The sequence below is a fragment of the Streptomyces sp. NPDC002787 genome (assembly GCF_053592095.1).
The window spans coordinates 205,009-219,726 of sequence record NZ_JBSFVC010000016.1 but is presented as its reverse complement, the minus strand read 5'-3'; the positions used below and the strand labels follow the sequence as shown (position 1 = coordinate 219,726).

Genomic DNA, 14,718 nt, shown 5'->3' with positions numbered 1-14,718 from the left:
CCGCACCCGGAGGTCCCGCGATGGCGACATCGACGACGTACGGAGCACGTGACCACGCCCGCGCACAGGAGGGCGCCCAGGCCGAGGCCATGCCCGTGGTGCCCGCGAGCGCCTGGCCCGAGCCGCCCCGCGAGGCGGAGCGGCTGGTGTGGGCGGAGACGGTGGCGGGCGGGAACTACACCCACAAGGTGCTGGCCCGGGGCACCGAGCTCCAGCTGACCGATCTGCGGGGCGACGCCTGCGCCCATCTGCTCCTGCACCACGCCGACCGCCCCTGGGAGCGGCTGAACGTCGCGGACACCGTCAAGGTCCAGTGGAACGCCTACCTCGGCGAGGGCGTCCTGCTCCTGTCCGACCAGGGCCGCGTCCTCGCCTCGGTGGTCGCCGACACCTCCGGCCGGCACGACGCGCTGTGCGGCACCTCCACGCTGGTGCGCAACACCGAGCGGTACGGCGACGGCACCCCGCAGTCGCCCTCCCCCGCCGGACGCGAGCTGTTCAAACTGGCCGCCGCCAAGAACGGCCTGGAACCCCGGGACCTGCCGCCCTCCCTCTCCTTCTTCCAGGGGGTGGAGGTACGCGAGGACGGCACCCTCGACTTCACCGGCTCCACCGGCCCCGGCGGCAGCGTGACCCTGCGCACCGAACAGGACGTGACCGTACTGATCGCGAACGTGCCGCACCCGGCCGACCCGCGACCCGACTACGTCAGCACCCCGCTGGAGGTGCTCGCCTGGCGCGCCCGGCCGACCCGGCCCGGCGACCCCCTCTGGGACGCCACGCCCGAGGGCCGTCGCGCCTTCCTGAACACCGCCGAGTTCCTCGCCGCGAGGGGGATCGCATGAAGACCGTCGTTCCGGCCAGAGCCGCCTGGTCGTCCGTGATACCCGCCGGTGAGACCCTCACCATCACCGATCTGCACGGCAACCAGGCCGTCGACTTCCTCGTGTACGACGCCCACGACACGTCCGTCCGCTACAGCGCGCCCGACACGATCCACGCGCAGGGCGGCATCTTCCTCACCACCGGCAGTGTGCTGATGTCCAACGAGCACACCCCGCTGATGACCGTGGTCGCCGACGACGTCGGCCGGCACGACACGGTCGGCGGGGCCTGCTCCAAGGAGTCGAACTCCCTGCGGTACGGGCACCACACCTGGTCGCAGCACGCCTGCGTGGACAACTTCCTCGCGGAGGGCGCCAGGCACGGCCTCGGCAAGCGCGACCTCGTGTCGAACGTCAACTGGTACATGAACGTGCCCGTCGAGAAGGACGGCACCCTCGGCATCGTCGACGGCATCTCCGCCCCCGGCCTCGCCCTGACCCTGCGCGCCGAGCGCGACGTGCTCGTGCTGGTCTCCAACTGCCCCCAGATCAACAACCCCTGCAACGGCTTCGACCCGACGGCGGTGGAGATGACGATCACCGGAGCCGGCACATGACCTTCGACACCCTGCTGGTCGCCAACCGGGGCGAGATCGCCGTCCGGATCATCCGCACCGCCCGCGAGCTGGGCCTGCGGACGGTCGCGGTGTACTCCGACGCCGACCGCGCCGCCGCCCATGTCCGGCTCGCCGACGAGGCGGTACGGCTCGGCCCGGCGCCCGCGCGACAGTCGTACCTCGACGCGGACCTGGTCCTGAAGGCCGCCAAGGACACGGGCGCGGGCGCCATCCACCCCGGCTACGGCTTCCTCTCCGAGGACGCGGCCTTCGCCCGCCACTGCGAGGACGCGGACATCGTGTTCGTCGGCCCTACCCCCGAGCAACTGGAGCTGTTCGGCGCGAAGCACACCGCACGGGAGGCCGCCGAGGCCGCGGGCGTGCCGCTCCTGCCCGGCACCGGCCTGCTGCCCTCGCTCGACGACGCCCTCGACCACGCCCGCGCCCTCGGCTACCCGGTGATGCTCAAGGCCACCGGCGGTGGCGGCGGCATCGGTATGTCGGCATGCCGGTCCGCCGACGAACTGACCGAAGCCTGGGAGCGGGTGCGGCGCGTCGCCGCCGCCTCCTTCTCCGCGGCGTCTTCGTCAGGTCTCTTCCTCGAACGTCTCGTCGAGCGGGCCCGCCATGTCGAGGTCCAGGTCTTCGGCGACGGCGACGGACTCGTCGTCACCTTCGGCGACCGCGACTGCTCCCTGCAGCGCCGCAACCAGAAGGTCGTCGAGGAGGCCCCGGCCCCCGGCCTCCCCGACCACGTACGCGAGCGACTGGCCGCCGCCGCCCGCGACCTGTGCGCGAGCGTCGAGTACCGCTCCGCCGGAACCGTCGAGTTCGTCTACGACGCCGCACGCGAGGAGGCGTATTTCCTGGAGGTCAACACCCGCCTCCAGGTGGAACACCCCGTCACCGAGGAGATCTACGGTGTCGACCTCGTCGCCTGGATGCTGCGCCTGGCACGCGGCGACCTGGCCGTCGTCCAAGCCCCGGGACAACCGCGCGGCCACGCCGTCGAGGCCCGTGTCTACGCCGAGGACCCCTCCCGTGAACACCGGCCCAGCGCGGGCCTGTTGACCCGGGTCGAGTTCCCGCGGGGCGTTCGGGTGGACGCCTGGGTCGAGACCGGCACCGAGGTCACCACGTCGTACGACCCGCTGCTCGCCAAGGTGGTCGCGTACGGCCCCGACCGCGCCCACGCGCTGCGCCGGCTCGACGAGGCGCTGGCGCGGACCCGGGTCGACGGCATCGAGACGAACCTGGGCCTGGTCCGGGCGGCCCTCGACGACCCGGCCTTCCGGCAGGCCACCCACTCCACGGCCACCCTGGCGACCGTGACCGACCCGACGCCCCGGGTCGAGGTCGTCGCGGGCGGCACCCTCACGACCGTGCAGGACTGGCCGGGCCGCACCGGCCACTGGCAGGTCGGCGTCCCGCCCTGCGGCCCCATGGACGACCTGTCCTTCCGCCTCGGCAACCGGGCTGTCGGCAACCCCGAAGGCGCTCCCGGCCTCGAATGCACCCTCCAGGGCCCCTCCCTCCGCTTCACCCACGCCACCACGGTCTGTGTGACGGGCGCCCCGGCCCCGGTGACCGTGGACGGCGCCCCGGTCGCGCAGTGGGAGCCGGTGACCGTGCCCGCGGGGGCCGTACTGGCCGTCGGCGCGCCCACGGAACACGGACTGCGCACCTACGTCCTGTTCGCGGGCGGCGGCCTGGACGTCCCCTCGTTCCTGGGCAGCGCGGCCACCTTCACCCTGGGCCGCTTCGGCGGCCACGGCGGCCGGGCCCTGCGCACCGGCGACGTCCTGCACGGCGGTACGGTCACGGAAGGCCGCCCCGTCCCGCCGGAGGCGCGACCGCGGTTCACCTCTGCCTGGCGGGTGGCCGCCCTCGAAGGCCCGCACGCGGCACCGGAGTTCTTCACCGAGGAGGACATCCACGAGTTCTACGGGGCCGACTGGAAGGTCCACTTCAATTCGGCCCGCACCGGCGTACGCCTCATCGGCCCCAAGCCCCGCTGGTCCCGCACCGACGGCGGCGAGGCGGGCCTGCACCCCTCCAACATCCACGACACCCCGTACTCGGTCGGCGCGGTCGACTACACGGGCGACATGCCGGTCCTCCTCGGCCCGGACGGCCCTTCCCTGGGCGGCTTCGTCTGCCCGGCCACGGTGCTCTCGGCGGAGCGCTGGAAGCTCGGCCAGCTGCGCCCCGGCGACACGGTCCGCTTCCTGCCCGTGGCCGACGACGGCTCACCCCGCCCCGCGATCGTCGACGGCGGGGTCCTGGCCCGCGACGGCGATGTGACCTACCGCCGCAGCGGCGACGACAACCTCCTGATCGAGTTCGGCCCGATGCAGCTCGACCTGGCCCTGCGTATGCGGGTGCACGCCCTCATGGAGGCGGTGGCCGAAGCGAGCTTCGACGGCGTCACCGACCTCACCCCCGGCATCCGCTCCCTCCAGATCCAGACGGACCCGACGGCCCTGCCACAGCCCGAACTCCTCGCGGAGGTACGGCGGATCGTGTCGGCCCTCCCCCCGGCGGACGAACTCGTCGTCCCCTCCCGCACGATCCACCTCCCGCTCTCCTGGGACGACCCGGCCACCCGCGAGGCCATCGCCCGCTACATGGCGGGCGTCCGCGACGACGCCCCCTGGTGCCCCTGGAACATCGAGTTCATCCGCCGCGTCAACGGTCTGGCCTCGGTGACCGACGTGTACGACACGGTCTTCGCCGCCGAGTACCTGGTCCTGGGCCTGGGCGACGTCTACCTGGGCGCCCCGGTCGCGACCCCGCTGGACCCCCGCCACCGCCTGGTCACGACGAAGTACAACCCCGCCCGCACCTGGACCGCCGAGAACTCGGTCGGCATCGGCGGTGCGTATCTCTGCGTCTACGGCATGGAGGGCCCCGGCGGCTACCAGTTCGTCGGCCGCACCACCCAGGTCTGGTCCCCCTGGCAGCAACGCGGCGCCTTCGAACCCGGCTCGCCCTGGCTGCTCCGCTTCTTCGACCGCGTCAAGTGGTACCCGGTGGACGCCGACGAACTGCTGACCCTCCGCGCGGACATCGTCTCGGGCCGCTTCGTACCCCGGGTGGAGCACGGCACCTTCTCCCTGGCCGAGTACGAGAGGTTCCTCGAGGAACACGCCGACTCCGTCGCCGAGTTCAGAACCCGGCAGCAGGCCGCCTTCGCGACGGAGAGGGCCGCGTGGGAGGCCGCAGGCGAGTTCACGAGGACGGAGACGACGACAGCCGCACCGGCTCCCCCGACCGAGGTCCACGTCCCCGAGGGCGGCCATCTGATCGAGGCCGAGTTCACCGCGTCGGTCTGGCAACTGAACGTCCAGCCGGGCGACCGGGTGACCACCGGCCAGCCCCTCCTGTCCCTGGAAGCCATGAAGATGGAGTCCCGAGTCCACGCCCCCGCGGACGGTGTCATCCACCAGATCCTGACCACCCCGGGCAACCAGGTGGACGCGGGCACCCCCCTGATCATCCTGACTCCGGTAAGCCCCTAGGGGCGCGGGAAACTGCGCGAGCGACCTTCAGGGGCGCGAGGAACTGCGCGAGCAACCACGACCCACCCGCACCCGCACCCGCACCCGCCGACGAGCCCACACCCCCGAGCTCTCAGGCGCAAGGGGGTCGAAGGGGCACAGCCCCTGGGGGATGGGACGGGTAGGGGCGGCGGGGGCGAAAACCCACGCGCACCCCCACCGGCCCCGCACCCGACCACAACACCCCACCCAGGAGCACAGATGCCCCCGTCCCCCACCCCCACCCCCACGCTCACCAGAGTCCGCATGGCCTACGCCCGCATCGAGGCCGTGAACCGCCCCGAGATCTGGATCGACCTACGCCCCCAGGCCGACGTCGAGGCCGAGGCCCAAGCCATCGACGCCCGCCTCACCACCGGCGCCCGGCTCCCCCTCGCCGGCCGCCTCTTCGCCGCCAAGGGCAACATCGACGTCCACGGCCTCCCCACGACCGCCGGATGCCCGGCCTACGCGTACACACCGGACGCCGACGCCCCCGTGGTCGCCCGTCTGCGCGAGGCCGGCGCCCTCGTCCTCGGCACCACCAACCTCGACCAGTTCGCCACGGGCCTGGTCGGCACCCGCTCCCCGCACGGCGCCGTCCGCAACGCCCACGACCCCTCCCGCATCAGCGGCGGCTCAAGCTCCGGCTCGGCCGTGGCGGTGGCGCTCGGCATCGTCGACTTCGCCCTCGGCACCGACACCGCCGGCTCCGGCAGGGTCCCCGCCGCCTTCAACGGCATCGTCGGCCTGAAGCCCACCCGGGGCCTGGTCCCCACCACCGGTGTGGTCCCGGCCTGCGCCTCGATCGACTGTGTGACGGTGTTCGCCCGCACCCTCCCGGAGGCCGAACTGGCCCTCGCCCACATGGCCTCCCCACCCGACCGCACCCTCCCGTCACTCCCCCGGCGCACCCCGGGCCCGTGGCGCGTAGCGGTCCCTCCGCGCGAACAGGTGGGCGAGCTGGACGAGGGCTGGGCGGAGGCGTACGAGGCTGCGGTGACCCGTCTGACGGCCGCCGGCGCGGACGTACGCCCCCTCGACCTGACCCCCTTCACCGAGGCGGCGGCGATGCTCTACCAGGGCGCGTTCGTGGCCGAGCGCTACACAGCCGTGGGGAGCTTCGTCGACAAGGCGATCGCGGACGGCGTCGGTTCCCTGGACCCCACGGTCGCCGGCATCATCACCCGAGCCCGGGACATCCCGGCCCACCAGCTCTTCGCCGACCAGGACCGTCTGGCCGCCCTCCGCAAGCGGGCCCTCACCGAACTGGCCGACGCGGACGCCCTGTTGCTGCCGACCGCGCCGGGCCACCCCACCCTCGCCGAGGTCGCCGCCGACCCGCTGGGCGCCAACGCCCGCCTGGGCCGCTTCACCAACTCCACCAACCTCTTCGACCTGGCGGCGGTCGCCGTTCCCGCGGGTGAGGTGAACGGCCTCCCGTTCGGCGTCATGCTGATCGGCCCGGCCTTCACGGACGACCGCCTGGCCCGCCTCGCCACGCTCCTCCAGCCGGACGCACGCCTGGCGGTCGTGGGCGCCCACCTCTCGGGCCAGCCCCTGAACCCCCAACTCCTGTCCCTGGGCGCCCGTCTGGAGCAGACGACCACCACGGCCCCGGTCTACCGCCTCCACGCCCTCCGCACGACCCCGCCCAAGCCGGGCCTGGTCCATGTCGGCGAAGGCGGCGCCCCCATCGAGACGGAGATCTGGCGCCTCCCGGCGGAGGGCCTGGGCCGCCTCCTGACCACGCTCCCCCGGCCCATGACCCTGGGCACCATCGAACTGTCCGACGGCACCCGAGCCCCCGGCTTCCTCTGCGAGCCCGCCGCCCTACAGGACGCCCCCGACATCACGGAGCACGGCGGCTGGAGAAACTATCTGGCCCGCTGAGCAACAGCCCGCGCCTCCACCAAGGGACGCGGGCAGCCTGCCCTCAGGGGCGCGGGGAACTGCGCGACCAGCCCCCACACACCCGCACCCGCCGACGAACCTCCACACCCCCCAGGCGAACTCACCCCACCGACGAGTAAGCCACAACCCCCCTCAACAACCCGTCAACCGCCTTACGCGCACTCTTCCCCACGCTCGACCCGGAGGGCGCCGCGGCAGAGATCTGCCCCAGCACGTCAATCACCTGCTTGCACCACCGCACGAAGTCCCCGGCCGGCATCTCCGCCTCCCGAAGCACCTCGTCCAGCCCCGACCCGGACGCCCACATGTACGCGGCCCAGGCGAAGCCGAGGTCGGGCTCCCGCTGCCCGACCCCCTCGCTCTGCGTGATCCGAAACTCCTCCTCCAACGCGTCCAGCCGCCCCCAGATCCGCACCATCTCCCCCAGCGCGGCCTTCGCGTTCCCGGACGGCAGCTTCGGCGCCATCGCGTCGTCGCCGACCCGGGCCTCGTACACCAGCGCGGACACACACGCGGCGAGCTCGGCGGGCCCCAGCCCCTCCCAGACCCCGGCCCGCAGACACTCACTCGCCAGCAGATCCAGCTCGCCGTAGAGCCGCGCGAGCCGCTTCCCGTGCTCGGTGACCTCGTCGCCCCGGAGATAGTCCAGTTCGGTCAGCAGCGCCACGATCCGGTCGAAGGTCCGCGCGATCGTGTTCGTCCGGCCCTCGATACGCCGCTCCAACTGCGCGGTGTCCCGCTTGAGCCGGTAGTACCGCTCGGCCCAACGCGCATGATCCTCACGCGCGTCGCAGCCATGACACGGGTGCGCCCGCAGCTCGGCGCGCAGCCGGGCGATCTCACGGTCGTCCGCGGCCGCGGCCCGCCGCTTGCGGTGCCGGTCGGGCACGAGATGCCCGGCCTTGGTGCGCAGCGCCGACGCCAGATCCCGCCGTGACTGCGGCGACCGCGGATTGAAGGACTTGGGAATCCGCATCCGGTCCAGTGCCTCCACCGGTACCGGGAAGTCCATCGACGCCAGTCGCTTGACCTGCCGCTCGGCGGTCAGCACCAGCGGACGCGGCCCGTCGTGCTGCTCGAACCCCCGGTGGCCGTTGGACCGCCCGGCGGGCAGCCCGGGGTCCAGCACCAGCGCCAGGCCCGCGTACTTGCCCGTCGGCACATGGATGACATCGCCGGGCTTCAGCTTCTCCAGCGCGACGGCCGCCTCGGCGCGCCGCTGGGCCGCGCCCTGCTTCGCCAGCTCGGTCTCGCGGTCCTTCAGCTCCCGCCTGAGGCGCGCGTACTCCTCGAAGTCCCCGAGGTGGCAGGTCATGGACTCCTTGTAGCCCTCCAGGCCCTCCTCGTTGCGCTGCACCTGCCGGGAGATCCCGACGACCGACTTGTCGGCCTGGAACTGCGCGAACGATGTCTCCAGCAGCTCACGGGACCGGTGCCGCCCGAACTGCTCGACCAGGTTGACCGCCATGTTGTACGACGGCTTGAAGCTGGAGCGCAGTGGATACGTACGGGTGCCCGCGAGTCCGGCCAGATGGTCGGGGTTCATGCCGCGCTGCCAGAGCACGACGGCGTGGCCCTCGACGTCGATGCCGCGCCGGCCCGCGCGACCGGTCAACTGGGTGTACTCGCCGGGGGTGATGTCGGCGTGCTGCTCGCCGTTCCACTTGACGAGCTTCTCCAACACCACCGAGCGGGCGGGCATGTTGATGCCGAGCGCGAGGGTCTCGGTGGCGAACACGGCCTTGACGAGGCCGCGTACGAAGAGTTCCTCGACGACTTCCTTGAACGTCGGCAGCATGCCCGCGTGGTGGGCCGCGATACCGCGCTCCAGGCCTTCCAGCCACTCGTAGTAGCCGAGGACGTGGAGGTCCTCGTGCGGGATCGACGCCGTGCGCTCCTCGACCAGGGCGCGCACCCTGAGGCGGGCGTCGTCGTCGTTCAGCCGGAGCCCCGCGTACAGGCACTGCTGGACGGCGGCCTCGCAGGCGGCGCGGCTGAAGATGAAGGTGATGGCGGGCAACAGGCCTTCGGAGTCGAGCCGTTCGATGACTTCGGGGCGGCTCGGGATCCAGATCCTCGACCGCTGCCGGCGGTCGCGCTCACGGTCGGCCTCGCGCATGGCGCGGCCGCGTCTGCGGTCCTGGAAGGAGGGACGGCTGGCCTCCATGCGCGCCATGCGCGTGAGGTCGGGGTTGACGGCCTTCTTGTTGCCCTCGCCCTCCTCGAAGAGGTCGTACATCCGCCGCCCGGCGAGCACGTGCTGGAACAGCGGCACGGGCCGGTGCTCGGAGACGATCACCTGGGTGTCGCCGCGCACGGTGTCCAGCCAGTCGCCGAACTCCTCCGCGTTCGACACGGTGGCCGAGAGGGAGACGAGGGTGACCGACTCGGGGAGATGGATGATCACTTCTTCCCAGACGGCGCCGCGGAAGCGGTCGGAGAGGTAGTGCACCTCGTCCATGACGACATGGCCGAGGCCGAGGAGGGTCTGGGAGCCCGCGTACAGCATGTTCCGCAGCACCTCGGTGGTCATCACGACCACGGGGGCGTCGGAGTTGACGCTGTTGTCGCCGGTGAGCAGGCCGACCTTGTCGGAGCCGTAACGGCGGCACAGGTCGGCGTACTTCTGGTTCGACAGGGCCTTGATGGGTGTCGTGTAGAAGCACTTCTTGCCCTGTCGGAGGGCGAGGTGGACGGCGAACTCGCCGACGATCGTCTTGCCCGAGCCGGTGGGGGCGGCCACCAGGACGCCCTTGCCCGCCTCCAGCGCCTGGCAGGCCTCGATCTGGAAGGGGTCGAGACCGAAGTCGTACATCTCGCGGAAGGAGGCGAGTGCGGTGGCCTGCTCGGCAGCGCGCTTGCGGGCTGCCGCGTACCGCTCGGCCGGTGAGAGGTCCTCTGTCATCGTGCTTTCGAGACTACCGGCCCGCACTGACAACAGGACGATCATTATCCGGATCGGTGTCTGGGCGGCACAGGATCACCGCAGTTCAGGGCCGTGCGTGTGGGGACGGTCGTGGTCCGGCGCACACGGCGGCGCGCGAGGTGGCGGGAGCGATTTCGCGCCGGACGCGCGAACGGCCGGGTGCGCGCGGTGTGGGCGCCCCGGCCGTGTGGCGGGCTGCGAGGTGTCGTCCTCGGGTCAGGTCACGTCGTCGTAGCCGTTGATCCGGTCGCGTTCGGTCTCCGGCGACGGCGACGGCGACGGCAGGGCCCGGCTCGCGGAGACCGTCTCGACCTCGCCGACGTCCTCGGGGGTGAGATCCAGCTCGGAGGCCTCGTCGTCGGCGGGACCCAGCGCATCGCGCTGCCGGCGCCGCTTGTCGTTCAGCAGGGAGAACCCGGTGGCCAGGAAGTACAGCAGGATGATCGGCGTGGCCAGCGAGAGCATCGAGACCGGGTCGACGGTCGGGGTGGCGAACGCGGCGAAGACGGTGACACCCATGATCATGGCCCGCCACCAGCCCAGCATCCGGCGTCCGGTGACCATGCCGGTCATGTTCATCATGACGAGCACGAGCGGCAGCTCGAAGGAGAGCCCGAAGACGATGACCATGCGGGTCACGAGGTCCAGCAGCTCGTCCAGGGGCAGCAGGTTGACGGCGTTGTCAGGGGTGAAGTCGAGCAGGACCTCGGCAGCCGCGGGCAGCACGTGGTACGAGAAGTAGGCGCCCACCATGAACAGCGGGAAGCCGGCCGCGACGAAGGCCATCGAGTAGCGCTTCTCGTGCCGGTGCAGGCCGGGCGCGATGAAGGCCCAGAGCTGGTAGAGCCAGACGGGGCTGGCGAGAACCACACCGGCCGTCAGGGACACCTTGATCATCAGCGTGAACGGGCCCATCAGACCCGACATGGTGATGTTGCCGCAGGCTCCCGTGCTCTCCTTGGCGAGCTCCGTGAAGTCCCGCGTGCAGCCGACGGACTCCTGGACGGGCCGGGTGAGGAAGTTGATGATCTCCTGGTAGAAGACCAGGCCCACCACCGAGGCCAGGACGATCGCCAGGAGTGCTTTGCCCAGCCGGTTGCGGAGCTCGCGAAGGTGCTCCACGAGGGGCATCCGCCCCTCGGGATCCTTCTCCTTGTTGCGGGCAGACTTGAGCAACCCACGTTCCCATCTCGTGCGGCAGGCCGGAGCTCTTGTCCGGCCTTGCGTCAGCGCTTGGTCGTGTCCGTCGGCTCGGTGACCGGGCGGGAGCTGGTCACATCGCCGGGGGCGGCCTGGATGGTGCGCTGCGCCGGGGCCTCACTGCCGGGGTGCGGAGGCGCGGCCGCCGCGGTCGTGTCGTCCTGGCCGTCCGACTTCATGGCCTTGGCCTCGCTCTTGAGGATGCGGGCGGACTTGCCGAGCGAGCGCGCCATGTCCGGAAGCTTCTTCGCACCGAACAGCAGGATGATGACGACGAGGATCAGAATGATCTCGGTGGGGCCGAGCCTACCCATAGCTGTCTACCTTCTTCACCGAGGCGGCGGGTGGGGGCTGTCCGACCAGTCGGACAGGTGTCCGAACGATCGTACTGGCAGCGATCGTAACGCTCAGGGGTGAACGCTAGGCAATGCCTGTGCGTACTCCCGATTCGCGACCCGGGCCTCGTTCTCCGTGCCGCGACAGGCAGCGTACCTGCCGAAGGTGAGAAGGTGACAGGGCGAAGTGGCGCAAAACGCACCGGGCCATCAACTCACAGGAGCCTCGGCCGGAACTCACAGAGTGTCCACGGAGCGGGCCGCGCTCGCCGTCGCCCGCTCCAGATCCTCCGCCGCCCGGTTGATCCGCCGTGCCGACTCCGTGACCTGCGCGCCCAGCCGCTGAGCCTCCACGAAGACCCGCACGGCGAGCACCCCGAGCACGACGAGCCCCACAAAACCCATAGCTACCGCGAACATCGGCCAGAACATGGCGACGACCCTAGCCCGCCGAATGCAGCCGCAGGGTCCGCACCCCGCCCCCGGTGAGCAGCTCGACGATCCGCTCCCCGGCCGGCTTGCGAACGGAAATGCCGCACTCGGGGCAGGTGAAGGAGTAGAAGGTCGTCTTGCTGGTGGCGCCGATGGCGAGCCGCAGCGCGCTCGCGCCCAGCTCGAAGTTGGCCCGGCAGTCGGGGCAGCCGGCTCTGAACACCACGTCGACCGCCCTCTTCATGCCCGCGAAGGCGACCGCCACGGTCATCTCCTGGATCTCCTGCACACCGGACTTCACACCAGACACAACGGACCCGCCGCTCACAGCCCTCGCTCCTGCCTGTCGTACCGCCGCTCCTGAACTCCGTGAGGCGCACCGAGCGGGCCGGGCCCGTCGGACGCCGGTGCGACCTCGTCGTAGGCCGCCAGTGCCTCGCGGGCGGCCCGGCGGGCGCTGTCGGCGAGGTCCTGCGGGGAGACGATCCGCCCGTCGCGCCCGAGCCGCAGCGCGAGACGCCGCAGCGAGGCGGGGTCGGGGGTGCGCAGACTGATGCGCAGCCCACCGTCCGGCAGCTCCTCGGCGCTGTCGTGCGGGTAGTACTCGGCCACCCAGCGCCCGCCGGGGCCGACCTCGACGACGACCTCGGGGTCCTCGGCGGCCGGCTGCACCAGCGCCTCCGACAGGTCCCGCAGCTCGATCTCGGGCGGCGCGGACGGCTCGTCCAGGATCTTGATCTCGGCGACCCGGTCCAGCCGGAACGTACGCCGCGCCTCGGAGCGGCGGCACCAAGCCTCGACATAGGTGTGCCCGACGCTGACCAGGCGAATCGGGTCGATCTCGCGCTCGGTGACCTCGTCACGGGCGGGCGAGTAGTAGCGGATCCACAGCCGCCGCCGCTCCGAGATGGCCCGGTCGACGTCCGCGAAGACCCCGCCCTCGGCCTCGAAGGTGACCGACAGACGCGAGCTGGCGCCCGCCGCCTCCCCGGCCGCGGTCTCGACCTTGGCGGTGGCCCGCAGCAGGGCCTGCCGGTCGCTCTCGCGCAGCCCGGGCAGCGTGGCCACCGCGCGGGCGGCCACCAGCAGGGCGGTGGCCTCGTCGGCCGCCAGCCTGAGCGGCTCGGCGGCCTCCGCGCCGAGCGCGGCCGGGTTGTGCCACCAGATGCGCTCGCCGTCGGTGTCGATGTCGAGCAGATCACCGCCGCGGAAGCTGGTCCCGCACATGGGCAGCACATCGAGGTCCGACACCAGCTCGTCCTCGGTGATCCCGAAGGCGCGGGCCACGTCCTCGATCCGCGCGCCGGGCCGCTCCCGCAGATACGTCACCAGGGAGAGCATCCGCCGGGTCTGGTCGATGGCGTTCCCCGGCCGCGCCGGCTTTCCCACCACGTTCTTACGTCCCCCTCAGCCCTTGGCCACGGCACGCAGCCGGTCCACCACATCGGCCCGCAGCTCGGCGGGCTCCAGGACCACCACGTCGGGCCCGAACTCGACCAGCCAGGCATCCAGACCATGCCCGTACGGAATCTCCAACTCGTCCCAGCCGTCCCCGAGTTCCCGTACGGCGGAGGCCTTCGACCGCAGCGGGTAGCCGGCGCCCGTGCGCAGCCGGATCAGCGCGGAGCGGTCGGCGGTCTCCCCCGCCCAGCTCGCGACCGTCTCCCGCACGGTGACGACGTCCGGGACGGGCGCGGTGAAGGCGCTGCCCCGGCTGCGCACCTTGCCGGTGATCCGGGAGAGCCGGAAGACCCGCTCGGCGCCCCGGTCCCGGTCGAAGCCCGCGAGGTACCAGTGACCGCGCCAGCACTCCAGCGCCCACGGCTCGACATGGCGGGGCTCGGGACGGGCGGCGGTGGCCTTGCGGTACTCGAACACGACCGGGCGGCGGTCGCGGCAGGCCAGCATCAGCGGTTCGAAGGCGGCCTCGTGCACCGGGATGCGCGGCTCCAGTGCGCCATGGGCCTCGTAGGGGTCGACGTCCTCGGGCAGCCCGGCCGCGCGCAGCTTCTGCAGGGCGCCGCTCGCGGCACCGGCGAGGCGGGCCTGCTGCCACACCTTCGCGGCGAGCCCGAGGGCCGCGGCCTCCTCGGCGTCGAGGGTGATGGGCGGGAGGCTGTTGCTGTCGCGGCGGGCCAGATAGCCGACCTCGCCGTCGAGGTTCTCCACCGTCTCGATGACCAGGCCCAGTTCGCGCAGATCGTCCTTGTCGCGCTCGAACATGCGGTTGAAGGAGTCGTCGGAACCGGCTTCCAGATAGGCCTCGATGGACTCCCGCAGCTCACGCTTGCTGAGCGGCCGGCGCGTCCCCAGCAGACACAGCGCCAGGTTCATCAACCGCTCGGCCTTGGCAATGGCCATCGACGCCCTTCCTCCGGGTGCTTCTGCGGCACGACCGTACCGCTACGAAGCGTCGCGGCAAAAGCCGAGGGCCCATGCCCGAACAGGCATGGACCCCAGACGGTCGTGACCGGTCGCGGCCCGATCGGCCCCGACACGGCATCCGACAGATCAGACCCCGAGGAGGTCGACCACGAAGATCAGCGTCTCGCCGGGCTTGATCGCCGGGGTCGGGCTCTGGTTGCCGTAGGCGAGGTGGGCCGGAATGGTCAGCTGACGACGGCCACCGACCTTCATGCCCTGCACACCCTGGTCCCAGCCCTTGATGACACGACCGCCACCGAGCGGGAACCGGAACGGCGCACCGCGGTTCCAGCTGGCGTCGAACTCCTCACCGGTGGAGAAGGAGACACCCACGTAGTGCACGGTCACGGTCTGGCCCGCCTGGGCCACCTCGCCGTCGCCCTCCCAGATGTCCTTGATCTCCAGGTCCGCCGGCGGCTCGCCCTCGGGGAAGTCGATCTCGGGCTTCTCAATGCTCACGTCTTCAGGCTCCTGCTTGTGTACGAACAAGACAACGCGGGACAGTCT

Annotated in this window: 12 protein-coding genes; 4 read left to right on the top strand and 8 right to left on the bottom strand. The window is 71.7% G+C overall.

All coding sequences use genetic code 11. The features are described 5' to 3' along the window. The first annotated feature begins 20 nt into the window (after positions 1 to 20). The 4 genes from ACWD26_RS23695 (at position 21) to atzF (ending at position 6,873) form a co-directional block, all read left to right on the top strand. Positions 21 to 845, top strand: a complete 825-nt coding sequence (locus ACWD26_RS23695; RefSeq protein ID WP_451273123.1) for an urea amidolyase associated protein UAAP1 — start codon at positions 21 to 23, stop codon at positions 843 to 845. Further along, positions 842 to 1,441 (top strand): urea amidolyase associated protein UAAP2, encoded by a 600-nt coding sequence (locus ACWD26_RS23690; RefSeq protein WP_451273121.1) that lies wholly within the window; start codon positions 842 to 844, stop codon positions 1,439 to 1,441. The genes ACWD26_RS23695 and ACWD26_RS23690 overlap by 4 nt, the downstream gene beginning before the upstream one ends. Further along, a complete protein-coding gene (locus ACWD26_RS23685; RefSeq protein ID WP_451273119.1) occupies positions 1,438 to 4,962 on the top strand; it encodes a 5-oxoprolinase/urea amidolyase family protein in 3,525 nt (1,174 codons plus the stop codon). The genes ACWD26_RS23690 and ACWD26_RS23685 overlap by 4 nt, the downstream gene beginning before the upstream one ends. A gap of 240 nt (positions 4,963 to 5,202) precedes the next feature. Continuing rightward, positions 5,203 to 6,873 (top strand): allophanate hydrolase, encoded by a 1,671-nt coding sequence (gene atzF, locus ACWD26_RS23680; protein ID WP_451273117.1) that lies wholly within the window; start codon positions 5,203 to 5,205, stop codon positions 6,871 to 6,873. A 121-nt stretch (positions 6,874 to 6,994) separates the two neighbouring features. On the opposite strand, the gene ACWD26_RS23675 is transcribed toward atzF, so the two are convergent. From ACWD26_RS23675 to ACWD26_RS23640, 8 genes are all read right to left on the bottom strand, one after another. After that, the gene (locus tag ACWD26_RS23675) at positions 6,995 to 9,844 is read right to left on the bottom strand and encodes a DEAD/DEAH box helicase (protein WP_451273115.1); all 2,850 of its coding nucleotides are present in this window, start codon (positions 9,842 to 9,844) and stop codon (positions 6,995 to 6,997) included. A gap of 192 nt (positions 9,845 to 10,036) precedes the next feature. Then, positions 10,037 to 10,996, bottom strand: coding sequence for a twin-arginine translocase subunit TatC (gene tatC, locus ACWD26_RS23670; RefSeq protein WP_451273113.1), 960 nt, complete (start codon positions 10,994 to 10,996; stop codon positions 10,037 to 10,039). 50 nt (positions 10,997 to 11,046) lie between these two features. Next, positions 11,047 to 11,334 (bottom strand): Sec-independent protein translocase subunit TatA, encoded by a 288-nt coding sequence (tatA, locus tag ACWD26_RS23665; RefSeq protein WP_451273111.1) that lies wholly within the window; start codon positions 11,332 to 11,334, stop codon positions 11,047 to 11,049. 258 nt (positions 11,335 to 11,592) lie between these two features. Then, a complete protein-coding gene (locus tag ACWD26_RS23660) occupies positions 11,593 to 11,787 on the bottom strand; it encodes a hypothetical protein (protein WP_451273109.1) in 195 nt (64 codons plus the stop codon). Positions 11,788 to 11,797: 10 nt separating this feature from the next. Then, entirely contained in the window at positions 11,798 to 12,058 is a 261-nt protein-coding gene (locus ACWD26_RS23655) for a hypothetical protein (protein ID WP_451273188.1), read from the bottom strand. A 53-nt stretch (positions 12,059 to 12,111) separates the two neighbouring features. After that, complete coding sequence (locus ACWD26_RS23650; protein ID WP_451273107.1) at positions 12,112 to 13,179, bottom strand: helix-turn-helix transcriptional regulator; 1,068 nt, start codon at positions 13,177 to 13,179, stop codon at positions 12,112 to 12,114. Between the two features lie 15 nt (positions 13,180 to 13,194). Then, positions 13,195 to 14,148: a helix-turn-helix transcriptional regulator gene (locus ACWD26_RS23645; RefSeq protein WP_451273105.1), complete on the bottom strand. Its 954-nt coding sequence runs from the start codon at positions 14,146 to 14,148 to the stop codon at positions 13,195 to 13,197. Positions 14,149 to 14,298: 150 nt separating this feature from the next. After that, the gene (locus ACWD26_RS23640) at positions 14,299 to 14,670 is read right to left on the bottom strand and encodes an FKBP-type peptidyl-prolyl cis-trans isomerase (protein ID WP_319067263.1); all 372 of its coding nucleotides are present in this window, start codon (positions 14,668 to 14,670) and stop codon (positions 14,299 to 14,301) included. Between the last annotated feature and the right edge of the window lie 48 nt (positions 14,671 to 14,718).

Coding starts and splice junctions, on each gene's coding strand:
- atzF (WP_451273117.1), top strand. CDS start 5,203: ATGCCCCCGTCCCCCACCCCCACCCCCACGCTCACCAGAGTCCGCATG.
- ACWD26_RS23685 (WP_451273119.1), top strand. CDS start 1,438: ATGACCTTCGACACCCTGCTGGTCGCCAACCGGGGCGAGATCGCCGTC.
- ACWD26_RS23695 (WP_451273123.1), top strand. CDS start 21: ATGGCGACATCGACGACGTACGGAGCACGTGACCACGCCCGCGCACAG.
- ACWD26_RS23660 (WP_451273109.1), bottom strand. CDS start 11,787: ATGTTCTGGCCGATGTTCGCGGTAGCTATGGGTTTTGTGGGGCTCGTC.
- tatA (WP_451273111.1), bottom strand. CDS start 11,334: ATGGGTAGGCTCGGCCCCACCGAGATCATTCTGATCCTCGTCGTCATC.
- ACWD26_RS23655 (WP_451273188.1), bottom strand. CDS start 12,058: ATGACCGTGGCGGTCGCCTTCGCGGGCATGAAGAGGGCGGTCGACGTG.
- ACWD26_RS23645 (WP_451273105.1), bottom strand. CDS start 14,148: ATGGCCATTGCCAAGGCCGAGCGGTTGATGAACCTGGCGCTGTGTCTG.
- ACWD26_RS23690 (WP_451273121.1), top strand. CDS start 842: ATGAAGACCGTCGTTCCGGCCAGAGCCGCCTGGTCGTCCGTGATACCC.
- ACWD26_RS23675 (WP_451273115.1), bottom strand. CDS start 9,844: ATGATCGTCCTGTTGTCAGTGCGGGCCGGTAGTCTCGAAAGCACGATG.